21 protein-coding genes are annotated in these 24,079 nt (G+C 32.5%); 7 read left to right on the top strand and 14 right to left on the bottom strand.

Annotated elements, in window-relative coordinates; genetic code table 11:
- Nucleotides 1-11: 11 nt before the first annotated feature.
- On the bottom strand, nucleotides 12-2,195 hold the full coding sequence (locus AABD74_RS06925) for a carboxy terminal-processing peptidase (RefSeq protein ID WP_406845070.1): 2,184 nt from the start codon (nucleotides 2,193-2,195) through the stop codon (nucleotides 12-14).
- 212 nt (nucleotides 2,196-2,407) lie between these two features.
- On the opposite strand from AABD74_RS06925, the gene surE reads away from it, so the two are divergent.
- From surE to AABD74_RS06900, 5 genes are read left to right on the top strand one after another with little or no spacing between them, the layout of a single operon-like run.
- On the top strand, nucleotides 2,408-3,187 hold the full coding sequence (gene surE, locus AABD74_RS06920) for a 5'/3'-nucleotidase SurE (RefSeq protein ID WP_232676887.1): 780 nt from the start codon (nucleotides 2,408-2,410) through the stop codon (nucleotides 3,185-3,187).
- On the top strand, nucleotides 3,180-3,452 hold the full coding sequence (locus AABD74_RS06915; protein ID WP_406845069.1) for a hypothetical protein: 273 nt from the start codon (nucleotides 3,180-3,182) through the stop codon (nucleotides 3,450-3,452). The genes surE and AABD74_RS06915 overlap by 8 nt, the downstream gene beginning before the upstream one ends.
- Nucleotides 3,453-3,487: 35 nt before the next feature.
- The gene (gene lpxB / locus AABD74_RS06910; RefSeq protein ID WP_232676899.1) at nucleotides 3,488-4,603 is read left to right on the top strand and encodes a lipid-A-disaccharide synthase; all 1,116 of its coding nucleotides are present in this window, start codon (nucleotides 3,488-3,490) and stop codon (nucleotides 4,601-4,603) included.
- Between the two features lie 11 nt (nucleotides 4,604-4,614).
- Nucleotides 4,615-5,100 (top strand): C40 family peptidase, encoded by a 486-nt coding sequence (locus AABD74_RS06905; RefSeq protein WP_406845068.1) that lies wholly within the window; start codon nucleotides 4,615-4,617, stop codon nucleotides 5,098-5,100.
- Nucleotides 5,101-5,144: 44 nt separating this feature from the next.
- Nucleotides 5,145-7,181 (top strand): ComEC/Rec2 family competence protein, encoded by a 2,037-nt coding sequence (locus AABD74_RS06900; RefSeq protein ID WP_406845067.1) that lies wholly within the window; start codon nucleotides 5,145-5,147, stop codon nucleotides 7,179-7,181.
- Between the two features lie 7 nt (nucleotides 7,182-7,188).
- On the opposite strand, the gene AABD74_RS06895 is transcribed toward AABD74_RS06900, so the two are convergent.
- The 6 genes from AABD74_RS06895 to AABD74_RS06870 all read right to left on the bottom strand — a co-directional run bounded on the left by AABD74_RS06895 (nucleotide 7,189) and on the right by AABD74_RS06870 (nucleotide 14,476).
- Nucleotides 7,189-7,638 (bottom strand): thioredoxin family protein, encoded by a 450-nt coding sequence (locus AABD74_RS06895; protein WP_232676949.1) that lies wholly within the window; start codon nucleotides 7,636-7,638, stop codon nucleotides 7,189-7,191.
- A 267-nt stretch (nucleotides 7,639-7,905) separates the two neighbouring features.
- Nucleotides 7,906-8,358, bottom strand: coding sequence for a thioredoxin family protein (locus AABD74_RS06890; RefSeq protein WP_232676951.1), 453 nt, complete (start codon nucleotides 8,356-8,358; stop codon nucleotides 7,906-7,908).
- Nucleotides 8,359-8,586: 228 nt separating this feature from the next.
- Nucleotides 8,587-9,054: a thioredoxin family protein gene (locus tag AABD74_RS06885; protein ID WP_232676965.1), complete on the bottom strand. Its 468-nt coding sequence runs from the start codon at nucleotides 9,052-9,054 to the stop codon at nucleotides 8,587-8,589.
- 52 nt (nucleotides 9,055-9,106) lie between these two features.
- Nucleotides 9,107-10,591, bottom strand: a complete 1,485-nt coding sequence (locus tag AABD74_RS06880; RefSeq protein WP_406845066.1) for a peptide MFS transporter — start codon at nucleotides 10,589-10,591, stop codon at nucleotides 9,107-9,109.
- A gap of 1 nt (nucleotide 10,592) precedes the next feature.
- On the bottom strand, nucleotides 10,593-12,269 hold the full coding sequence (locus tag AABD74_RS06875) for a peptide MFS transporter (protein ID WP_232676989.1): 1,677 nt from the start codon (nucleotides 12,267-12,269) through the stop codon (nucleotides 10,593-10,595).
- 35 nt (nucleotides 12,270-12,304) lie between these two features.
- Complete coding sequence (locus AABD74_RS06870; RefSeq protein ID WP_406845065.1) at nucleotides 12,305-14,476, bottom strand: S9 family peptidase; 2,172 nt, start codon at nucleotides 14,474-14,476, stop codon at nucleotides 12,305-12,307.
- A 180-nt stretch (nucleotides 14,477-14,656) separates the two neighbouring features.
- Here AABD74_RS06870 and AABD74_RS06865 point away from each other — a divergent pair, with 180 nt between their 5' ends.
- Nucleotides 14,657-15,970, top strand: coding sequence for a hydroxymethylglutaryl-CoA reductase, degradative (locus AABD74_RS06865; protein ID WP_232677011.1), 1,314 nt, complete (start codon nucleotides 14,657-14,659; stop codon nucleotides 15,968-15,970).
- Nucleotides 15,971-16,085: 115 nt separating this feature from the next.
- Complete coding sequence (locus AABD74_RS06860; protein ID WP_406845064.1) at nucleotides 16,086-17,000, top strand: GYDIA family GHMP kinase; 915 nt, start codon at nucleotides 16,086-16,088, stop codon at nucleotides 16,998-17,000.
- Between the two features lie 22 nt (nucleotides 17,001-17,022).
- Here AABD74_RS06860 and AABD74_RS06855 read toward each other — a convergent pair whose 3' ends face one another.
- The 7 genes from AABD74_RS06855 to AABD74_RS06825 all read right to left on the bottom strand — a co-directional run bounded on the left by AABD74_RS06855 (nucleotide 17,023) and on the right by AABD74_RS06825 (nucleotide 23,979).
- The gene (locus AABD74_RS06855) at nucleotides 17,023-17,427 is read right to left on the bottom strand and encodes a hypothetical protein (RefSeq protein ID WP_232677015.1); all 405 of its coding nucleotides are present in this window, start codon (nucleotides 17,425-17,427) and stop codon (nucleotides 17,023-17,025) included.
- Between the two features lie 317 nt (nucleotides 17,428-17,744).
- Nucleotides 17,745-19,844, bottom strand: coding sequence for a peptidylprolyl isomerase (locus AABD74_RS06850; RefSeq protein ID WP_406845063.1), 2,100 nt, complete (start codon nucleotides 19,842-19,844; stop codon nucleotides 17,745-17,747).
- A 108-nt stretch (nucleotides 19,845-19,952) separates the two neighbouring features.
- Nucleotides 19,953-21,212 carry a hemolysin family protein gene (locus AABD74_RS06845; RefSeq protein ID WP_406845062.1) on the bottom strand — a complete coding sequence of 420 codons (1,260 nt, stop codon included), beginning with the start codon at nucleotides 21,210-21,212 and terminating at the stop codon, nucleotides 19,953-19,955.
- Between the two features lie 2 nt (nucleotides 21,213-21,214).
- Nucleotides 21,215-21,409, bottom strand: a complete 195-nt coding sequence (locus AABD74_RS06840) for a hypothetical protein (RefSeq protein WP_232677042.1) — start codon at nucleotides 21,407-21,409, stop codon at nucleotides 21,215-21,217.
- Between the two features lie 3 nt (nucleotides 21,410-21,412).
- The gene (gene lptC, locus AABD74_RS06835) at nucleotides 21,413-21,973 is read right to left on the bottom strand and encodes an LPS export ABC transporter periplasmic protein LptC (protein WP_232677055.1); all 561 of its coding nucleotides are present in this window, start codon (nucleotides 21,971-21,973) and stop codon (nucleotides 21,413-21,415) included.
- A gap of 52 nt (nucleotides 21,974-22,025) precedes the next feature.
- On the bottom strand, nucleotides 22,026-23,252 hold the full coding sequence (locus tag AABD74_RS06830; protein ID WP_406845061.1) for a hypothetical protein: 1,227 nt from the start codon (nucleotides 23,250-23,252) through the stop codon (nucleotides 22,026-22,028).
- Nucleotides 23,245-23,979: a type III pantothenate kinase gene (locus AABD74_RS06825; protein ID WP_232677071.1), complete on the bottom strand. Its 735-nt coding sequence runs from the start codon at nucleotides 23,977-23,979 to the stop codon at nucleotides 23,245-23,247. Before AABD74_RS06825 ends, AABD74_RS06830 begins: the two co-directional genes overlap by 8 nt.
- Nucleotides 23,980-24,079: the final 100 nt, after the last annotated feature.

The raw sequence follows: 24,079 nt of genomic DNA, 5'->3' as shown, positions 1-24,079 counted from the left end.
GCTTAAAATCTTTAAGATTTTACCAATTTATCTTTTTTCATTTTAGGAGAAACGCCAGCTTTTACTAAAGATTTAGATTGTAAATCATCTAAAACATTTAAAGCCTCTTCAACATAAACATCTTTAGATAATGCCTGGTGCCAAGCTTCTCTTTTCTCTTTTAATGTTACATCGTTATTCATTTCAACCTCTTCATAAGGCAATGATCTAAAAACTAAACTGTTTTTATATTCAGAGATTGGTTTATATTTTTTTCCTTCATTTTCAACTTGTTCCTGAGTTTGTTTAAAACTATTAATATTCAGGCTGTATATGTTTTCTTTATTCTTAATATCAATCCATTTTGCATTATCTTCAATTAATTTAAATTGAGGATTTTGTAAAATTCTGTTTTTACTTTTTTCGATTGCTTTTGTAAAGTTTTCATTAGAAGTCCAGATGTTGTAATCTGCCGGGTCGATTTTATCCCATGGCATTGCATTGTCAATATCACGTTCTCCCATTTTTAGATAAGCATAACGATCTGGCATAACCACATCACTATGAACACCTTCTAATTGGGTTGAGCCACCGTTAATTCTATAGAATTTTTGACCCGTAATTTTCAAAGCTCCCAAATCTCCATAATTTGCATTACGAACAAATTGGTTCAAATCAAGTACGTTTTGTACTGTTCCTTTACCGTAAGTTTGTTTACTTCCGATAATAACTCCACGTTTGTAATCCTGAATTGCAGCAGCTAAAATCTCAGAAGCCGAAGCAGAGAAACTGTTAACCATAATTACTAATGGTCCGTCCCACTCTATTTTTTTATCTTTATCGTATAAAACTTCTTTCTTTTTACCTGCAGATTTTACCTGAACAATTGGTCCTTCTTCAATAAATAAACCTGCAATATCAACAACTGTAGAAAGAGATCCTCCACCATCATCACGAACGTCAAGAACGATACCGTTTATGTTTTCTTTTTTCAGTCTTTCTACCTCAAGAGCAATATCTTTTCCGGCATCACGACCGTCTTTGTTTTCAAAGTCAATGTAAAATTTAGGCAGGTAAATAACGCCGTATTTCAATCCGTTTTTCTCAACAATACTAGATTTTGCATACGTTTCTTCAATTTCAACAACATCTCTGATAATTGAAATTACTTTAATACTTCCGTCAACTTTTTTAACGGTAAGCTTAACTTCTGTTCCTTTATGACCTTTGATCTTTTTTACAACATCATCAAGACGCATTCCAACCACATCAACTGGTTCTTCATTTCCCTGAGCCACTTTCAAGATTAAATCTCCGGCTTCAAGTTGTTTTCCTTTCCACGCCGGCCCGCCGGAAATTAACTCATCAATTTGAGTGAAATCATTTTTCTTCGTTAATCTTGCACCAATTCCTTCTAATTTTCCGCTGATATTTACATCAAAACGATCTTTTTCTTCTGGAGCAAAATAACTTGTATGCGGATCAAAACGAGCCATAATTGAATTCAAATACACTGAAAACCAGTAATCTTTATTCAAATCTTTAATTACACTAAAATTATCATCTAAAGATTTTAATGAACTTTCGCGTGTTTCTTTTTCTAAAGCATCAAAAGATTTTTCCTTATAAGCAGGATCTTTTTTCTTTTTCTCTTCTTCAATTTTTTGCTTTGTTACAAGCGATGAAAGTGTAGACAATTTAATTTGTTTTCTCCATCTTTCATTGATCTCAGTTAAGTTTTTTGCATACGGAAGCTTCTCATAATCTGCATTAAAAGTCTCATCTGTAGTATAGTTAAAAGGCTGTGCTAAAATCGTTTTGTAACGTTTTTTGCTTTCTTCCATTCTCTTCATTAACCTCGTATAAGTCAAATTAAAGAATGTTAAATCTTTATTCAAAAACTGATCGTCCAGCATTAACTCATATTGTTTAAATTCATCAATATCAGACTGCAGGAAAAATCTCTTCGAAGGGTCTAATGCCTCGATATAATCTTTAAAAATACCTTTTGAAAATTCGTCATTAATTTCAGCCGGGCTGTAGTGTCCTTTTTCAATAACAAAAGCCAGTAATTCTAAAAGTGTCTTGTCTTTATTTGGATCCGGATCATCATTCTTATCAGCATTTATTTTAAAAGCAAACAGGGTTAAAGACAAGCATAATACGGCTATAAGTATTTTATAATTTCTTTTCATAAACTTAATAATAGCATTCATCAAATTTTTTAATCTAAGTTACGGTAAAAACTATGCCAACATGCCAAGATCAGTATAATTTTTTGTTAAAGATATAAAAATGTTTGATGCTTAAAAGTCTTCTGGAATTTAGTTTACAATTTTTATTTATTTGTTAGTATTCTACCAAAATCTGTTACTACATTTGCCCTAACAAGCTTTTATTTTGACAAATCAAAAATCAAAAACGCAGTATGAAAGAAGAAAAACCTCTAATATTAGTAACGAATGACGATGGAATTCTGGCTCCCGGAATCAGAGCTTTAATAAGCGTTATGGAAACTATTGGCGATGTAGTTGTGGTCGCTCCGGACAAGCCTCAGAGTGCAATGGGACACGCAATTACAATAAACAATACTTTATTTCTTGATAAAATTTCTAAAGATGACGACATAATTACGGAATACAGCTGTTCCGGAACGCCTGTAGACTGCGTAAAACTAGCTGTAAATGAAATTTTAAAACGAAAACCAGATTTGTGTGTTTCGGGAATTAATCACGGATCAAACTCTTCTATAAATGTGATTTATTCGGGAACAATGAGTGCCGCTGTCGAGGCCGGAATTGAAGGTATTCAGGCGATTGGCTTTTCTCTTTTGGATTTTGACTGGAATGCCGATTTTGAACCGATTAAATCTTTCGTTAAAAAGATAGCTTTAGAAACATTAAAAAATAAACTTCCGGCCGGAGTGGTTTTAAATGTTAATTTTCCAAAATTGAGCGAAAAAGAAATCAAAGGAATAAAAATCTGTCGTCAGGCGAAAGCTTATTATGCCCAGAAATTTGACAAAAGACAAACTCCTTTTGGGAAAGATTATTACTGGTTAACGGGCAAATTTACCAATGAAGACAATGGCGAAGATACTGATGAATGGGCGCTTGAAAACGGATATATTTCGGTAGTTCCTGTTCAGTTCGACTTAACGGCACATCATACAATGCAGCAACTTAACACTTGGAAATTAAATGGATAAAAAAGAACTCGTAATCGGATTTATTGTTGGAATTTTTACTTCGCTTCTTGGAAGTTATTTGTTTATCAAATTTTTTACAAAATTTGATCTTCCAGCCGGAATTCAAACCATTAGAGAAATGGGATATTTAGGAAAAGTTATTACAATTGGGGCTGTTTTAGATCTTCCTGTTTTTTTAATTCTTTTAAAGAGAAACAAAGAAATGACAGCCAGAGGCGTGATTTTTGCCGTGATTGTTTTAGCAATTTCGACCATAATTATTTAAATCCTATCTTTGTGCTGCAATAAAAATTCGTTGATATGAAATATTACATAATAGCTGGCGAAGCTTCCGGAGATTTACACGGTTCTAATTTAATGAAAGCCTTATACGAGGAAGACCCTCAGGCCGATATTAGATTTTGGGGCGGTGATTTAATGCAAAAAGCCGGCGGAACATTGGTAAAACATTATCGCGAATTGGCTTTTATGGGATTTGTTGAAGTGGTTTTTAACTTAAAAACTATTTTAAACAATATCAAATTCTGTAAAAAAGATATCTCTGAATTTAAACCAGATGTTTTAATTTTTATTGATTATCCGGGTTTTAATATGCGTATTGCAAAATGGGCTAAAGAACTGAACTACAAAACACATTATTATATTTCTCCGCAAATTTGGGCCTGGAAGGAAAATCGTATCAATGCTATTAAACAAGACGTTGACAGAATGTTTGTGATTTTGCCTTTTGAAAAAAGCTTTTATGAAGACAAACATCATTTTCCTGTGGATTTTGTTGGGCATCCTTTGATTGATGCTATTCAAAATCAGCCTGTTTTTAATGAAACCGCTTTTAGAGAAGAAAACAAGTTAGGAGAAAAACCAATTATTGCTGTTTTACCGGGAAGCCGTAAACAGGAAATTACCAAAATGCTGAGTGTTATGCTGAGCGTTGTTGATGATTTTCAGGATTATGAATTTGTTATTGCGGGTGCGCCAAGTCAGGATTATGAGTTTTACCAGCAGTTTATTAAAAACAAAAACATCGCATTTGTTTCGAATAAAACCTATGATTTATTGCGTTCTTCGACTGCGGCATTGGTTACATCCGGAACAGCAACTTTAGAAACGGCTCTTTTTAAAGTTCCCGAAGTGGTTTGTTATAAAGGAAGTGCAATCTCTTATCAAATTGCCAAACGAATTATTACTTTAAAATATATTTCGCTTGTCAATTTAATTATGGATCAGGAAGTTGTAACTGAATTGATTCAAAATGAATGTAATACCAAAAGAATCAAAGAAGAATTGAATAAATTACTTGAACCTTCTCACCGCGAAAAACTGCTGAAAAATTATGATATTTTAGAGCAAAAGCTAGGCGGCGTTGGCGCAAGCAAAAAAACAGCCAAACTTATTGCTGCCGATTTAAAATCTTAAACTTTTCTGTTTTGAAAAAAATACTCATTTTCTTTCTTTTATCAATCGTATTGGTTTCTTGTAAATCGACTTCGACTGCTGTGAGCAAAAGTGAATCGAAAAAAGAAAACAGATCTATTGTAAAAAATTTAATTGAAACTGCAACAGATAATATCGGTGTTAAATACAAAGCGGGCGGAACTAGTAAAAGCGGTTTTGATTGCTCTGGATTAGTTTATACAACTTTTGAATCTGAAAATATAAAACTGCCAAGAAGTTCTTTTGAACAGGCAAAAATTGGAAAAGTAATTCCGCTGAGTGATGCCAAAAAAGGCGATTTGATTTTCTTTAAAACGAATAAAAGTAAGCAGATTAATCATGTTGGCCTTATTACCGAGGTAAATTCAGATGAAATTAAATTTGTACATTCTTCTACTTCAAAAGGCGTTATCATTTCTTCTACAAAAGAGACTTATTACAAAAACTCATTCGAACAAGTAAACCGTGTAATCGAATAAATAAATATATTTATTTTCTTACAAATTTTTAATACTTTTAAGCCATGAAAGTATTAGATTTTCCTTTAGCTAAAATTACAATTAGTTTTCTTTTTGGCATTTTAGTTTCTTATTATTGTCTGCCTTCAATTCAAGTCTCATTTATTTCTCTTGGAATTTGTGCTGTATTATTTTGCATTAGTTTTTTCCTTTCGAAGAAAAACAAAAAGAATAATCTAATTTTTGGAATAAGCAGTGCTTTTATTTCGTTTTCAACAGGAATCAGTGTTTTGCTTATCCATACTGATACTTTTGATAAAACTAATTACACACACTCCAAAACAGCTTTTGAAAAACCTCAATTTATGACTTTTACATTACGGGAAAAACTCAAAAGCAACGATTACAACGATCGTTATGTCGGACTTATAAATACTATTAACAACAAGATTTATTCAGGTAAAATCATTGTCAATATTCAAAAAGACAGTACTCAAAATCCATTGATAATTGGGAATATAATTAAAGTAAAAACTGCTTTACAAAGAACATCTTCGAGTAAAAACCCAAATCAATTTGACTATGCTAAATACTTAGCAGACAAACAGATTTACGCACAGGTTTATTGCAAAAAATCAGAAATTAAAATTAGTCAAACTATCAAAAAAGACATTTGGTATTACTCCGGCCGGCTCCATGCCACTATTTTAAAAAATCTGGAAAGCGCTCATTTTAATAAAGATGAAATGAATGTGGCGCTGGCTCTTATTTTGGGACAGCAGCAGGAAATTTCAGCCGATATTATAAAGGATTATCAATATTCCGGAGCAACGCATGTTCTTTCGGTTTCAGGGCTGCACGTTGGCTTTATAATGCTTTTTATCATGTTTGTTTTAAAACCAGTTCCCAATACGCGAAAAGGTTCTGCCATTAAATTGTTTTCTATTTTAATTTCATTGGCAGGTTTTGCGGTTATATCTGGTTTATCTCCATCAGTTTTGCGTTCGGTTGTCATGTTTTCTTTTGTTGCCATTGGAAATCATCTCCGCAGAAGCGGAAACATATATCATACACTATTAGTTTCTATTTTGTTGATCTTGCTTTTTGAACCTTATTTCTTATTTGATGTTGGTTTTCAGTTAAGTTATTTAGCGTTGTTTTTTATAGTTTGGCTGCAGCCGATACTGAAGAAAATCTGGTCTCCAAAAAACAAAATCTCAATTTATATCTGGGATGCCTTAACGGTTTCATTTGCTGCACAAATTGGTACTTTACCTTTGTGTCTTTATTATTTCCACCAATTTCCCGGATTATTTTTTGTTACCAATATTATAATTCTTCCTGTTTTATCTTTTATAATGATTGCCGGAATAATCGTTATGATTTTTGCAGTCTTTAAAAGTCCACCCGAAATATTAGTGTACCTTTTTGAAAAAAGTATTTTTATTTTAAACCAAATGATTCATTATGTAGCATCGTTTGAATCTTTTGTAATTCAGGATATCAGTTTTAATTTTTATTATTTGGTTACGCTTTACTTCGTAATAATCAGTGCGATAATTTGGTCAAAGAAACCTAGCTACAGCAAACTTATTGCTGTATTTGTATCAATAATTCTATTACAGCTTTCTTTTATTTACACTAAAAAAGAAACCGCAGATCAAAAAGAATTAATTGTTTATAATACCAAAAAAAGTACATTAATCTCAAAAAGATTCGGCAGCAATATCACACTTTTTACAAACGATACAACTGGGGACAAAAGCTCAAAAAACAATGCTTTTAATTCTTATTTAGTTGGCAATTTTAGTGTTTTAAATAAATCGCAGCAAATCAGGAATGTCTTGTTTTTTAATGGAAAGAAAATCTCAATAATTGACAGCACCGGAGTTTATGAAAATAAAATTCAGCCTGATATTTTGATTTTGACTCAGTCACCTAAAATAAACATGGATAGAATTTTAATCGAACTACGTCCAAAAATTATTATTGCAGATGGCACAAATACTTATGCCATTCAAAAAAAGTGGAAATTGAGCTGCGAGAAAAAAAATATCCCTTTTCATGCTACTGCCGAAAAGGGATTTTATAGATTAAACTAATCTTTCTTTATTCTGGATTTAAAATCAAATTAGAATCAGTAATAAAAGCTTTCACACCATTTGAACTATACGGCAGCCTTCCTAATAAGCTAAAAGCAGTTTTACCATTTCCAATTGAACCTTTCGCATAACAAACCTCTGGCAGACCTGCTACACCAAAGGCATTTTTTAATTTAATGTTTTGTTCTCTGACTTCACTTGATATTCCTGTATCAGACAAGTCAAGTTTTACTAAAATAACATTCCTGCGCGACCATTTTTCAAAATCTAATGTTTTAAACACCTCATTTTGTAGATTTTCCGGGGCATTTGCAGCAGTAAATAAGATCAAAAGCGGTTTTCTTTCCTCATTACTTAAGGTAATTGCATCAACCATATCAGTTTTCCATTCTAAACTTTGGGATTTTGCTAAGAATGTTACTAAAAAAAATAGTAGAATAAGTAGTTTTCGGGTCATAATTATAGGTTTTGGGCTTGTTAATAAAACTAAATTAATACAAAACCTACTGCCAACAATCTTCATTAAAACAAATAGTTATAAAAAAAATGCATTAAAATGAATTTAATTATTTAAGATTATTTATTTGAAAAAAACGGAAAATTTGCGGCCTTAAAATATTAAATGTATAATCTACATTTTAACTTGTTTAAAAAAAAATATCCCTTTTCAACTATCTTGAAAAGGGATTCTACAAATTAAACTAAGAAACTTAATTTAAATTTATTACTCACTTGGATGCAGAATATTATTTGATTCTGCAATCCATGCTTTTGCACCTCCTGGTTTGTATGCAATTTTTCCCAGGGCGCTAAAAGTTGTTTTGTTTTTTCTTATCGAAGCCATTGCATAACATACTTGCGGCAGATCATCAACTCCAAATGCATTTTTTAATTTAATGTTCTGTTCTTTATCTCCATCTGAAGCTGTAGCGTCTGACAAATCTAATTTTACAAGAATTACATTATCACGCGACCAAACTGCAAAGTCCGGGGTTTTAAATACTTCATTTTGAAGATTTTCTGGTACACCTGAGGCAGTGAACAAAATTAACATGGGTTTTCTTTCTTCATTACTAATTGCAATTGCATCAGTCATGTTTGTTCGCCATGCAAGAGTTTGCGCCTGCATGAAAAATGAACCTAAAAAAAACAGTAGGATAAGTAATTTTTTAGTCATATTATATCGGTTTTGGTTAGTATAGCATGACGAAATTAACACAATATTTTAATTATCCAAATTATATTATACCAAAAATTACATTATATGTTTTTTTATTTATAAATAAATATTGAAATAATAATTTAGCCTTAACAAATGAAAATCTTTTCTTACTAAACAAAAAAACTCCTTACATAACTGTAAGGAGTTTTATATATAACTTTTTGATTTAAAAATTAAATTTTTCTACGATTTTTTAGGATGAACAATTCCTTCTGCAACTGTTAACCAAGCCGATGGACCTCCGGCAACATACCCTGTTTTACCAAGGCCTGTAAAATTAACTTTCCCATCTTTTGTTTGTGCGTTTGTAAAAAACACAGTTGGAAATCCCTGTATCCCAAAAGCCTGCTGCAATTCATTATTTTGATTTTTAAGCTCCGGAGTCTGCGGAACGCTTCTTGGATAATCTAATTCGACTAAAACAACATTATCAGCAGCCCATTTTTTAAATTCTGCAGTTTTTAAAACTTCGTTCTGCAAACGAATACACCATCCGCACCAGTCACTTCCTGTAAAAAACATCAGCATTGGCTTTTGTTCTTTATTACTTATCGTAATTGCTTCTTTAACATCAGTATACCATTTTAGTTCCTGAGCCTGGCTGGCAAATGCCCCAGCTATAAAAAAGGCTATTAATAATATTCTTTTCATAACGTATTATTTTTCGCAAATTTAAACAAAAAATGAATTGAAAAACATCTATTTATTTCACTTCTTGCATTAACCTTCTAATTAATGGAGTCAAAACAATCAATACAATACCCGCAATAAGCGAATATACAGCTAATTGATAGTATCCATCTGTATAAGCAATAAGCTTAGACATTAATGTTGTACCTGTATTTGCATCAGATATTTCGGCTCCTAATTTTCCGGCAGCAAATTGCCCGAAAGCACTTGAAAGAAACCATAATCCCATCATCATTCCAAACAAACGTTTAGGCGATAATTTTGTAATTACCGACATTCCGATCGGGCCGATACACAATTCTCCAAGTGTATATACAAGATATCCTAAAGCAAAAACATCCAAAGAACTTAATCCATCTTCATTTACAAAAAATCTTGCACAGTAAAAAATAAAGAATCCTGCAGCCAGCAAAATAAATGACAATCCGAATTTAATAACGGTATTAGGCTCAATTTTTCGCTTGTACATAAATATCCATAACAATCCTACCAATGGACTAAAAATAACAACATACAATGAGTTAATACTATTATTTACCACATTTGGATCAATGTAAAAAAACAACATTTTGTTAGACAAATTATCTTTTGCAAACAAAGACAAGGATCCTCCTGATTGTTCTGAAATTGCCATAAACATAAAATATCCAAAAATAAATACAAATGCAGCCAAAAGTTTTCGCTGTTGTTTTCCATCCTTTAACATTATCAGTTCATATGCAAAATATCCTAATGCAACTATTCCCATAGTGTACATAAAATACTCTGTAAAATCTGAGTTGATAACCATTATATATACTAATGGAACAACGACAAAAGACCCCACATAAACTGCAATTTCATATAAATTACGTTTTTTAGGCGCATGATTTTCTAACGGAGAATTTCCAATTGGCGCTAAATGTTTTTTCGTTAGAAGAAAAGTTATGACACCAATAATCATAACGATTGCCGCTGAAAGAAAACAAAGGCTCCATGAATAGTTCTTTCCTAAGTAAATAGGAATTGCACCGCCAAGCATTCCGCCAATATTAATTCCTGCGTAAAACAACCCGTAACCTGCGTCACGACGACCGTCATTTTCATGATACAACTCTCCTACCATTGACGAAACATTCGGCTTAAAAAAACCTGTTCCAATAATAGAAAGTGTTATGCCGTAATAAAAGAAATCATGCGGAGAAGCCGCAATCAGCAAATTCCCCAAAATCATTACGATTCCTCCAAAAAAAAGTGATTTTTTAAATCCTAAAATTTTATCGGCAAAAATACCTCCAATAAAAGTAAACGCATAAACAAAAGCCTGAATCGCTCCGTATTGTAAATTTGCTTTTCCTTCCAGTAAACCTAATTGATCTACCATAAAAAAAGCTAAAACCCCTCTCATTCCGTAGAAACAAAAACGTTCCCACATTTCAACCAAAAACAAGTACCACAATTGTTTTGGGTACTTGCCTTTAAAATTTTGAATTTCCTCTAAAGTGATTTTATGCTCCATACTATCTTACTCCGTGCATCATTTTTTTCAACAATGGAGTCAAAGCAAATAATACAATTGCCGCGATACCTGTAAGAACAACAAATACCATAAAGAACTCATATAAATTATGAATCTCAAATCCAGCAAAAATAGGGTTTTGAGCACTAATTTGATGTTTATCTAATAATGCTAACTGCTCAGCAGTTGGCGTAATTGTTTTATCTAAAACCGCCTGAAGATCAATACCTAGTTCTTTTGCTTTTGCAAATTTATCTCCGGTTGCAGGTAAAATAGAACCTAAAGTTCCTCCTAATGCATAACCTGATGCGTTTGATAAGAAAAACACTCCGTACAATAACGAAGCAAAACGTTTTGGAGACAATTTACCAACTAAAGACAAACCAATTGGAGATAAACACAACTCAGCACATGTATTTAAGAAATATAATAAAATTAACCATTTTACAAGTAATAATCCTGAAGTTCCTAAGAATGATACCTGAGTAGCAATCATAAAGAAACTTATTGAAATAATTACTAATCCGGCAGCTAATTTTACCGGCGAAATTGGTTCTTTATCTCTTGCTCTTAAGAAATCCCAAAGAACACTAAAAGGAACTGCCATTACTACAACAAAAAGTCCATTAAAAATCTGAACCATCGATGGCGGCATCAGCCAGCCAAAGAAATGTCTGTCGGTTTGATTATCAGCAATAAAAGTCAATGAAGAACCCGCTTGTTCAAACGCTGCCCAGAAGAAAACGATAAAAAACGAAACGATATAAATTACAATAATTCTGTCTCTTTCAATTTTAGTTAATGATGTATCAGAAATAATTAATCCGGCTAATGCCAAACCGCTGGAATAAATCAAAGTGTAAATTAAATTCTGACCTACTGCATAATGAAAAAAGAATCCTAAAGCGATAAATGCAGCTCCTGCAATTACTAATGATTTAGAAGAGAAATTTGCTTTTTGTGCTTCTCCTTCTTCAAAATCTTCTGCTACATTTTTAGAAGGCAAACCTCCCAATGGTCTTCCTTCTGGAGAAACCACATATTTGTTTTTCAAGAAATAGAAAAGAACAGTTCCAATAAGCATCGCTCCTGAAGCCGCCATGAACCCCCATCTAAAAGCATGAATATCCCTAACTCCTCCTGCATCTTTTACATCTCCTAATAAAGGACAAATAGACTGCCCTAAGAAAGCTCCCATGTTAATTCCCATATAGAAAATGGTGAAAGCTGTATCTAGTTTAGTTTTTTCCTGTTTTGGATACAAACTTCCAACCATACTAGAAATATTTGGTTTGAAAAATCCGTTACCAAAAACAATTACGCCTAAACCACAGTACATAATAGCTTTAGCCATTTCTAAATTAGATTCAAAAACACTTCCGCTGGTAAACAATAACATTTGACCAATTGCCATTAATAATCCGCCTAACAGGATACAATTTCTGTTTCCTAAAAAACGGTCGGCAATAAAACCTCCTAACATTGGAGTTAAATAACAAAGTCCAAGGAAACCTCCATAAATTAAAGACGCTTCTTCTTCCTTCATTAATAATGAATTCACAAGAAATAAAGTTAATAAAGCTCGCATTCCATAAAAATTGAATCTCTCCCACATCTCCGTTCCAAACAATACCCAAAGTCCTTTTGGATGCGCAGTTTTTACTTGAGTTTCTCCCATATTATTCATTAATTATTTAGGTTAATATATTTAGATTATAAATTTTCTTTGATGAAATTAGTCATTTTATTATAAAGCTGAACTCTCGTTTTTCCGCCATAAATACCGTGGTTTTTATCTGGATATATTTGAGATTCAAATTGCTTATTAGCCTGGATTAATGCTTCCATCATTTGCATTGAGTTCTGCACATGAACGTTGTCATCACCAGAACCATGAATCAATAAAAACTTACCTTTTAATTTATCAACATGGTTTATAGGAGAGTTTTGATCGTACCCGCTTGTGTTTTCCTGCGGAGTCTGCATGTATCTTTCTGTATAAACACTGTCATAAAATCTCCAGTTTGTAACCGGAGCAACAGCGATTGCCATTTTAAATACATCATTCCCCTGGAAAATACAGTTAGAAGCCATAAAACCTCCATAACTCCATCCGAAAATTCCAATTCTTGAAGCATCAACATAAGGATACGCTCCAATTACTTTTGCAGCATCAATTTGATCTTCAACTTCGTATTTTCCTAATTCTTTCTGTGTTACTTTTTTAAAATCAGCACCTTTAAAACCAGTTCCTCTTCCGTCAACACAAGCTACGATGTAACCTTGCTGCGTAAGAGATAAAAACCAGTAATCATCGCTGTTGTTCCAATCGTTGTTTACCTGCTGTGAACCAGGACCAGAATACTGATACATGAAAACAGGATATTTTTTAGAAGGATCAAAATCTTTTGGTTTTAAAATCCATGCGTTCAATTCGTTTCCTTTAGCCGTTTTTAAAACAAAGAATTCTTTTGCAGGAAGGTTATACGTTTTTAATTTATCAGCAAGAGCCTGATTATTTTCGATAACCTGAATTTCTTTTCCTGTTTTTGCTTCGTTTAAAGTATACGTTGTAGGTACTAAATTACTTGAGAATGTTGTAATAAAATATTCAAAATTAGGGCTGAAAGTTGCTGCGCTTGTTCCCACTTTTGTAGTTAAACGGGTTTTGTTTTTTCCGTCTAAACCAATTCTGTAAATATCTCTGTTGATAGAACCATTTTCTGTAGATTGGTAGAAAATAGTTTTTGTTTTTTCGTCGAAACCGTAGTAAGAAACAACTTCCCAGTTTCCTTTTGTAACCTGATTTTTAAGTTTTCCGGTTTTATCATACACATAAATATGATTAAAACCGTCTTTTTCGCTTGTCCAGATAAAACTGTTATCTTTTAAGAAAGTCAAATTATCTGTAACATCTACGTAAGCTTTGTCTTTTTCATTCAAAACTACTTTTGCAGCAGCTGTAGTTCCGTCAATAAATAACAAATCAAGATTATCCTGATGACGGTTTAAAACCTGTGCAGACAATGTATTGCCATCATTTGTCCATTGTAATCTTGCAATGTAGAAATCATTATAATTTCCTAAATCTACTTTTTTAGACGCATTTCCTGCTGCATCATAAATATGTAATGAAACTTCAGAATTTTTTTCTCCGGCTTTAGGATACTTAAACGTTTCGATTGTTGGATATAAATCTTTTTTGAAGATTGACATCGAAAACTCAGGAACCTGGCTTTCGTCAAAACGAATGTAAGCTAATTTTTTACTGTCTTTACTCCAGTCAAATGCGCGGACAAAAGCAAATTCTTCTTCGTAAACCCAGTCCGTAATACCATTAATGACTGCGTTTTTCTTTCCATCAGTAGTAACTGCTGTTGATTTTTTTGAAGCTACATCATAAACATATAGATTGTTTTCTTTAGCATAAGCAATCTTAGTTCCATCTGGAGAAAAAGTTGGCTCCTGAATTTGAAAATCAACAAGTTTTGTTAATGATTTGGAAGCGATATCGTATAAAAAATAGTCTGCTGTAAAAGAGTGACGGAAGATTTGATTAGAATTACAAGCAATTAAAATCTTTTTTTCTGAAGCATCGAAGGTATAGCTGTCAATTCCGTCTTGAAGTGCTGCGTGGTTTTTAGTATCAATAAGGTTCGATACTTTTTTTAGGGTTGCAAAATCGTATAAATCAATCTGCATTGTCTTGCTGGCCTGATCAACATTTAAGACCGTATATTGATTTGTGTTTTTTAACGATTGCAATTCGTCCATTCCTTTTGTCCGAAATGCCCCGCCATAAATATTTTCGACCGTTATTTTTTGCTGCCCAAAAACCGATGCAACTATAAATAAAAGTACTACACTAATTTTACTTGTATTCATTATAATTATTTTAAATATAAAAAGAGCCCAATTTTAGTGAAAAAAATAAACATAATACACATTTTAAGTGTTAAATGTTAAAAAAAATAACGATTGCGTACCTCCATGTTTGAAATAGATTACAATCAAAACTCTTAAAATAGTATCTTTGCAGCAACATTATTATTTAATATATTGAGAATGAACAACGCTGTTGCCGGATTTTCTAAATTATCCAAAAAAGAAAAAATTGACTGGATCGCCAACGAATATTTTTCGACTCCCGGAGAGGCTTTAAATATTATAAGAAATTACTGGAATTCAGATGAAAAGCTCCAACAGCTTCATGATGAATTTATTGAGAACACAATTACCAATTTATATATCCCGCTTGGAGTTGCACCCAATTTTTTAATCAACGGAAAATATAAAACAATCCCAATGGCAATTGAGGAAAGCTCTGTTGTCGCAGCAGCATCAAAAGCAGCAAAGTTTTGGGCTGCACGAGGAGGTTTTAAAGCCACTATAATTGATACAGAAAAAATTGGCCAGGTTCATTTTAGTTTCAATGGAGATGCCGAAAAACTGCAATCATTCTTTCAACAAATAAAACCTAAATTCTTTTCTGATACTCAAAGCATTACCAAAAACATGCAGGAACGCGGCGGCGGTATATTAGATATTCAGTTAAAAGACAAGTGTAATTTACTCGAAAATTACTATCAGCTTCATGCCACTTTTGAAACTAAAGACAGCATGGGTGCGAATTTTATTAATTCGTGTTTAGAACAATTTGCAGCGACTTTAAAAGAGGAATTTCTGGATTCTGCTTTATTTTCTGAAAAAGATACGCTGACTGTAATTATGAGTATTTTATCTAATTATGTACCCAATTGTGTCGTAAGAGCCGAAGTTTCCTGCCCAATTGAAGAATTAGCAGAAAAACATATTACAAATCCGCAGGAATTTGCAGAACGTTTTGTTCAGGCTGTTCAAATTGCCGAAGTAGAACCTTTTAGAGCTGTAACACACAATAAAGGCATCATGAATGGTATTGATGCAGTAGTTTTAGCAACAGGAAATGATTTTAGAGCGGTTGAGGCCGGAGTTCATGCTTATGCCTCAAAAAATGGTCAGTACACAAGTTTATCGCACGCTAAAATCGAAAACGGAATTTTTACTTTCTGGCTTGAAATTCCTTTAGCATTAGGAACTGTGGGCGGATTAACCTCATTACATCCTTTAGTAAAATTATGTTTAGATATGCTTGAAAAACCTTCTGCAAGAGAATTAATGGAGATAACTGCGGTTGCCGGTTTAGCGCAAAATTTTGCAGCGCTGCGTTCTTTAACCACAACTGGAATTCAGGAAGGACATATGAAAATGCACCTAAATAATATCATCAATCAGTTTGAAGCTACAGACGAAGAACGTCATTTAATTAAAACTCACTTTAAGAAAACTGCCGTTTCACATAGTGCTGTAGTTGAATTTATTGAAAGTTTAAGAAAATAAAATAAATAAAAATTCCAAAAAAATATAGTCTTTAAGTAAAATTCCAAATCCCAATAATCTTTGAAATTTGGAGTTTATCCCGATATTTCGGGATTGGATTTTTTAAAACTGAAGTATGAACACAACCTTTTATAGTAACGGAAAACTATTCATCTCTGGAGAATATTTAGTTTTAGATGGTGCAGATGCATTTGCATTACCAACAAAATTTGGTCAAAGTTTAGTTGTTGAAAATGGCGAAAACCAAATAATAGAATGGAAAAGCTACGACTACGATAACAATCTTTGGTTTGAAACTTCTATTTCATTTGAAGAAGTTATTAATAATTCAGATTCTGAGATTGAAACTGTAAAAACTACCTTAATTAATATACTTCACGAAGCATACGTTTTAAATCCTGATTTTATTCAGCAGTCTAAAGGATATAAAATTACAACAAACCTAACTTTTCCAAGAAATTGGGGATTAGGAACATCGTCGACTTTGATTAACAATATTGCGCAATGGACAAAAATTAATGCTTTTACACTTCTTAGAAATAGTTTCGGCGGAAGCGGTTATGACATAGCCTGCGCGCAAAACAATACTCCTATTATATACAGAATAGAAAATAATTTTGTTGAACCTGTTACTTTTAATCCGGATTTTACAAAAAATATTTTCTTTGTTTATCTAAATAAAAAGCAAAACAGCAAAGCAGCAATACATGCTTACAACAAGCACAAACATCAAAATCTGGCTAAAAGTGTTTTTGAAAACAATAAAATAACACATGCCATTTTGAATGCTAAAACTCTAAAAGAGTTTGCACATGCTGTAGAAAAACACGAAATACATTTAAGTAATATTCTGGAAATACAAACCATTAAAGAAATCGCTTTTCCTGATTTTAATGGTACAGTTAAAAGTCTTGGCGCATGGGGCGGAGATTTTGTAATGGTAATTTCTAAAGAAAATCCAAAAAATTATTTTGCATCAAAAGGTTATGATACAATTCTAACGTACAATGAAATGATTTTACAGGAGTAATTAATTTTATCAAAAACTAAAATTAAAAATTTACTTTCTGATCACTAACATGTTCTGCTTCCAGACGTCGAACTTTTTCGTTTTCCTGTTCATTCGATTTGATAAGCGTGTTGTGCAGGCGTTCGGCCATTTTTTCTATACTATTCGTAATAGAATCATAAACCAATTCCATTCTGCGATGTTTTTCTTCTTTTACTGCTTTTAAAACATCTTCAACAAAAACCTTATCGTACTTTTCAGCCACAGAATCGCGAGTATTAGTAAGCCTGATGACATAATCGTTACTTAATATTGTAACTTTAAAATGCTGTTCTTCATTGCTTAAATAATACTTACCTCCTAATTCATCAACATTGATGTCAGTACTGCTCACTTTCAAAAGTTCCGTAATTATTCCAAAAATATGATTCTCAATTTTGGAATACACTTTAGGCTTTTTTCTCAATAGATTAAACATAAACATTAAATGCCCCAATTTTTAAAGTATTTGTTCATCATTCTCTCTCAGTTTTTATTTACATCTTGTAAACAAAACACACCTTGTTACAACTAAAATTCCGACAAATTAACTGTAATATTTTGAATATCACAAATTTTTTAAACTATATTTCCATTATTCCCATATAGTTAAGAAAAACACATAAAGTATTTACTACAAAACAGTTATAAGAAATACTTATAAAAAGAAAACCCGAAACATTCGGTTGAATGTTTCGGGTTTGAATATAATTTTATTTTACTAAACTAGTAATTGAATTGTAATCTGTTGTCTTCAATTTTAGCATTGTTTTTCAACGCTGGTAAAATTCTGTTTGCATCTGATGCGCTTTGAGCTTTTACTTTAGCAACATATTCAGCATGATTTGCAATTGCAGGCGCTTTTACTGTGCTAATGTTTTTCACAACATAAACTCCAGTGTTTCCTTCAATTGGAGCAGAAATTTTGTTTGCAGCTAAAGCAAATGCATTACCTACTACTTTTGGTTCTTGTCCAACACCACCAGGTAAAACCGGATTATCAAGAGTTACGTTTGCCGCTTGCTGAACCGCTACACCAGCACTTTTTGCAATAGCTTCGATGGTTGAACCTGTCATTTTCGCTTTTAAGATTTCAGCTTTTTTCTTGTTTTTCAAGATTGGCTCAACATAAGGTCTTGCCATTGTAACAGATACTAAACCTGATTTGTTTTCGCTTTTGTACTGAGCAATTACATGGCCAATGTTAGCTAATTCAAAACGTTTTACGTCTCCAGTACTTGTTTCTTTATCAAACGCCCATCTAATGATGTTTCTTTGGTTTCCTAATGGTCCAAATTGTTCATCCATAGCTTTTGCAGAAACCGGCGCTGCAACTTTTAAACCTAATTCTTTTGCAGTAGCAGCAAAATCTTTGTCTGCAGCTTCCATTTCGAATTTAGTTGCTAATGTAAATACTTTATCAGAAGTAGCTTCAGAAGGCTCGATTTTTTGAGCAATTGTAGCTAAACGAATTCCGTCTTGTTTGTCAGTAACTTTGATAATGTGGAAACCAAATGGAGTTTCTACTAAACCAATTTTTCCAATACCGTTATTGAATACAAAATCATTGAATGGTTTTACCATTTGGCCTTGACCAAAGTATCCTAAATCACCTCCTTGCTGTGCAGATGAATCATCAGAAGCTGTGAAAGCAAGCATCATGAAACTATCTGGATTAGCCTGAACTTGTGCTAAAATTTCTTCAGCTTTAGCTTTAGCTTCTTCTTTAGTCCTTTTTTCTTTTGGAGATGGAGTTTGAGAACCTTCATAAGCAATTAAGATATGGCTTGCTTTTGCGTTAACACCAGCTTTAAATCCTAAAGATTTAGAAATAGCATAATATTTTCCGTATACATAAGGCCCGTAAATTGCTCCGGCAGGTAAGCTGAATAATTTATCAGCATCTACTGCTGGTAAAGCATTTTTAGGAACATATGTAGAATCATAAGGAACGTCAGAATTTGCGTTTACGAATTCAGCAATATTAGTTGCGTTTTTAAAACCTGGTAATGTATCGTTTTTACCTGTTTTTGCATTGTATTCTACCCTACCGTTTAATAAAGCAGTAATCTTAGCTTTAATATCAGCTTCGTCTTGTTTAGAAGCTTTATCTTCAACTAAAACGTATTGAATTTCACGAGTTGCATCCGCTTTGAATTTTTTCTCGTTTTTCTTCATATAATCTACGATATCTGAATCAGAAATTTTTACTTCGCTGTCTTTAATAGACGAATATAAAGCTCCGGCATAAGCAAAGTTTACTTTGTTAGCTTCCATTTCATACTTCAGCTTTCCTTCACTAGCAGTTGTATAAAGTCCAGATTTTATTAAAGTATTGTAAATTTGAAATTTTGCGTTTAATTCAGCGTCTTTTTCTTTTGCAGCAATAAATTGAGCCGCTTCAGGATTTGTTTTGATATAGTCTTTAAATTTTGTAACATCAAACATTCCTGCTGCGTTTAAAAACATAGGAGCTTTTCCAATATTAGGATCTGCTTTTAAAACTTCAATTAAGTGTTTTTCACCAACTCTCAATCCTAATTTATCAAACTGAGTTGACAATAATGCGATTGAAACTTCTTGATCCCAAACTCTGTTTGCAGCTTCAGTGGAAGTAATTCCTTGACCACTTTTTTCAAGATTACTAACTTTAACTCTAAAGTCTTCAAATGAAATATCTTTTCCATCGATGCTTCCTACATCTTTTGAACTTTGACTAAATGTTCCTTTACCGATTAGATCTTGTATTATAAATGCAAATAATGCAAGTGCAATAACTCCTATCAATAAAGCGGAACGCTGTCTAATTTTTGCTAAAACTGCCATTTTAATTATCGTTAATTTTATATTCAGTTTGCGAAAATACAATTATCTAGTTAATAACAATACAACTAGCGTTTTATTTTACACAATTTTTTTTAATTATTTAAAAATTCACTCTTTTATTGTCAATCTGACCAATTCAATTTTGTTGTTTGACGCCTGTTCTATCACGAAATGATACTTGCCAATTACAATTTTTTCGCCCTTTTGCGGAATTTCTTTGGTCGAATTTACAATAAATCCTCCTAATGTTCCGTAAGAATCTTCTTCCGGAATCATCAATTTATAGGTTTCGTTTAAATACTCAACATCTAATCGTGTCGAAAACAAATACTTATCTTCTCCTAATTCCTGTTCGATCAATTCTTCGTCTAAATCGTGCTCATCTTCGATTTCTCCAAAAAGCTCTTCAACTATATCTTCTATGGTTATAATTCCTGAAGTTCCTCCGTATTCATCTAAAACTACGGCAACATTTTTTCGTTTTTTAATTAAAAGATCTAAAGCATCTTTAATTAAAATGGTTTGCGGTACAAATTCAACAGTCATTAAAACCGATTTTATAGCTTTCGGCTTTTTAAATAAATCAAATGAATGTACATATCCCACAATATCATCTAGAGAATTTTGACTTACCACGATTTTAGAATATCCTGTTTCAATAAAAAGTTCTTTTAGATCTGATACTGTGTCAAATAAATCTATCGAAACAATCTCTGTACGCGGCGTCATAATATCGCGCGCTTTTACACCAGAAAATTCTAACGCATTTTGAAAAATCTGTATTTCTGAATCGACTTCGTCATCATCTTCAACAGAATTCATTTGCTCTGTGATATAATTACCTAACTCTATTTTGCTGAAATATAATTGCACCTGATCGCCTTCTGTCTTGAAAAATTTCTTCAAAACAAAATCTGAAATCCAGATAAAAAATGTGGAGATATAGTAAAACAGCCGATAGAAAAGATACGCCGGAACTGCAAAAACCTTAATTAATGAATTGGCATAAATTTGAAAAAATACCTTCGGAAAAAATTCAGCCGTTATTAAAACTATAAAAGTTGAAATTAAAGTCTGAACCAAAATTGTCGTTAAATAAGAAAATTGAAACCCAAAACCAATTATCCAGTGAAGCACAACATCTCCCATATAAAATCCATAGACTACGAGTGCTACATTGTTCCCAATAAGCATTGACGCAATAAATTTTGAAGGATTTTCGGTAAGTTTAGTTAGAATTTGGGACAAAAAATTATCTTGTTTTTTTTCAATTTCAAGATAAATTTTATTTGAGGAAATAAAAGCTATTTCCATTCCTGAAAAAAAAGCTGATAGTATTAAACATAATATTATAATACTAATCTCCATTTTTATTGTTTTTTATTACGATCGTCAAATCTCTTGGTAAATCTTCTTCTAAAGAAAAACATAAAAATTGCCATTCCTGCAATTAAAAAGCTTAACGGATAATTTTCATTTCCTTCATTTAACTTGGTCACACCGTCGTAAATAAAGAAAACTGCAAATGCTATGTAAACGTATTGTGTATATTTTAAGTAACCCATAATTTATATTTTATCATCATTTGATTCGATTTCACCGCTTATTCGCTGTGAATTAATCACTTTAAAATCTTTGCTAAAATCAATTCCCTGACCGTAAGAAACCCCTTTTGCATCTGTAAGCTTAAATTTTCTTTCGGTGTAAAACCATTCATTTTTCTGATCAAAATACAATTGTTCTGTTTCCAGAACCTGACCTGCTTCTGATGTAATTTTAACTTTTCCCTGCAAATCAATTATACCGGTAGTTTTGTATGAAACAGCATAATTTGATCTTATAAAAGTACGCTTTTGTTTTTTATCGTATAAAGTAACATCGAGTCCTTTAGGAAATTCTGTAAAAGGAAAGTCAAGATTAGAATAATCAAGCATTTTTGGACTTATTAAAACGCCGGTTATTCTTCCTGAATCTGTATATTTTATGTTTACGGTATCTGCATCACTTCCTGGAACGAACTCTGAGAAGTTAATTTTTTGGACATCCTTAAAATTACTTTCGCATCCAAAAAACAGTGTCACAGCAATAACTGTGACAACGTTTATAATATATCTCTTTGGTAAATTCATCTGCCAAATGTAATAAATTGTGACGAGGTTAAAAAACCATGTAAATTTAAGTTTAATTAAATTTACTCTTCACAAACCATCTGTCATTAAACGAGAAGCTTACGCTGAAGTTCATATAGTTTTCCTGAACCAGTCCTGCAGAAGTTGTTCCTCTTTTACCAAATTCAACTCCAACATTTACATTTGAAAAAGTTCCTGTTATTGGGAATCCTGCTCCTAATGACATTCCAACATCGTTGATTGATTCGTTATTGACTATTAAACCAAGTTTTTCATATTTTAAACCTGCTCTATAGGTAATTCTGCTAAAATAACTTGCAAATGAGCTATAGTTTGGAATATAATAACCCCCTACAGCATATTTAGTATATTTTTCATATCTAACATTTGGGCTTGAGTTGTAATCATTAGCAAGCTGTCCTGTTCCCTGAAAAGCAAGTGTTGTACCTACTAACCATTTTCTTGCCTGTCCGATACCAGCTCCGAAAGTTAATTTATTTGGAAGTTTTAATTCTGTGTCTACGGGATCTTCAGTTACTGCATCCGGATCTCCATCAACCTCAGTCACTCTTGTACTAACTGAATTTAATGTACTGCCGAAAGTATAGTTTAAACTAGTATAAATGTTTAACTTTTTAGTAATTTTAGTTTGATACATTGTACCAATATTAAAATTCACACCAGATAATTCAGATGTGTTTGTTTCTCTGGTTGCATTTTGCACACCACTTACAGCCTCTATAGTAGTTGTTGTGATTTTACCAAAATTGTACTGTAAATCTGCTCCAATATTCCACTTTGGCGTAATTTTATATCCTAACCCAAAAAATACTTTATTAACACCGCCTTTTCCTTCAAGCTGGCTGCTAATTTCATTTTCTCCGGTATTAATATCCGTAATTTTATAACCAACTGATGATAAAGGAACCAAACCGAAACCAGCTCCAAACTTTCCCATAGGTATTCCTAATGCCAAATAATCGAAAGTTGATCTTTGTGCTTTTGAAGATTCTGTACTGCTTTTTATCGTATTAGTTCCAAAAGTTCCTCCAACAGAAAAAGTAGTTTGACCCAGACTGGCATAACTTGCCGGATTTTCAATATTCAGGTGAATACTATCCTGTTCAACCGCAACTCCTGCCATGGTTCTGTTTTCAAGAGTTCCTTTAAATCTTGTATCCCCAATTCCGTAAAAAGAATATGGCGACGAAGTACCTTGCTGAGCAAATGAAACGAACGAGATAAGCAGACAAGCGCTTATTATAATTTTTTTAATCATTGTCGATTTTATATTGAAATGTTTGGTTCAAACTTTCCAGAAGGAAATTTGAATTGGCAAATATGGTATTTTTTAATCGTTTAGCCAAAAATTCTGCATCGCCTCCCGTTAAAATTATTATAAAATTTGAAAAGTTTGCCCGATATTCATCGATAAAACCGTCAATCTCATAGACGAACCCATTAACAACTCCAGAATGAATGGCCTGTGCAGTCGAGTTTCCTATATAGGAATCAGGCGTTTCTAAAGTTAACAAAGGCAGTCTGGCTGTGAAATTATGTAAAGATTCATAACGCAAACGAAGTCCCGGAGAAATCGCACCGCCCAGATAATTATCATTTTCGTCGATAAAATCGTAGGTTATGCAAGTTCCGGCATCAATTACTAATCTATTTTGCTTCGGAAATTGTAAAGTTGCTCCGGCAGCCAAAATCATTCTGTCGATTCCTAACGTTTTTGGCGTTGCATATTTATTGGTGAAGGGAAAAATATCTTCATGGGTAAAAAAATGAATGTTGAGTTGATTTTCGAAAGTCAAAAATGATTGTTTTTCGACATTCCCAACTGAAGCGACAACCAAATCAGAGCAGTTTTGAAATTTATCCAGAATTTTTGTGATTTTTTTTTCGAGTTCGTTTTTCTCAAAAACAAAATTCTCAAGAACAGTACTTCCCTCAAAGACAGCTGCTTTAATTCGAGTGTTTCCAACATCAACTGCTAAAGTCATATTTATTTTTTTACCATTGCGAAGATACGAATTGATTTTTTTAAAAAAATGTTTTGGATAAACGAAAAATGATTCTATCTTTGCACCCGCAATAAGCACC

The sequence above is a fragment of the Flavobacterium soyae genome (genome assembly GCF_045348165.1).
In the GTDB taxonomy this organism is placed as follows: Bacteria; Bacteroidota; Bacteroidia; order Flavobacteriales; family Flavobacteriaceae; genus Flavobacterium; species Flavobacterium soyae.
Note: the sequence above shows the minus strand (reverse complement) of the source record. Positions and strands in the feature narration are given on the sequence as shown.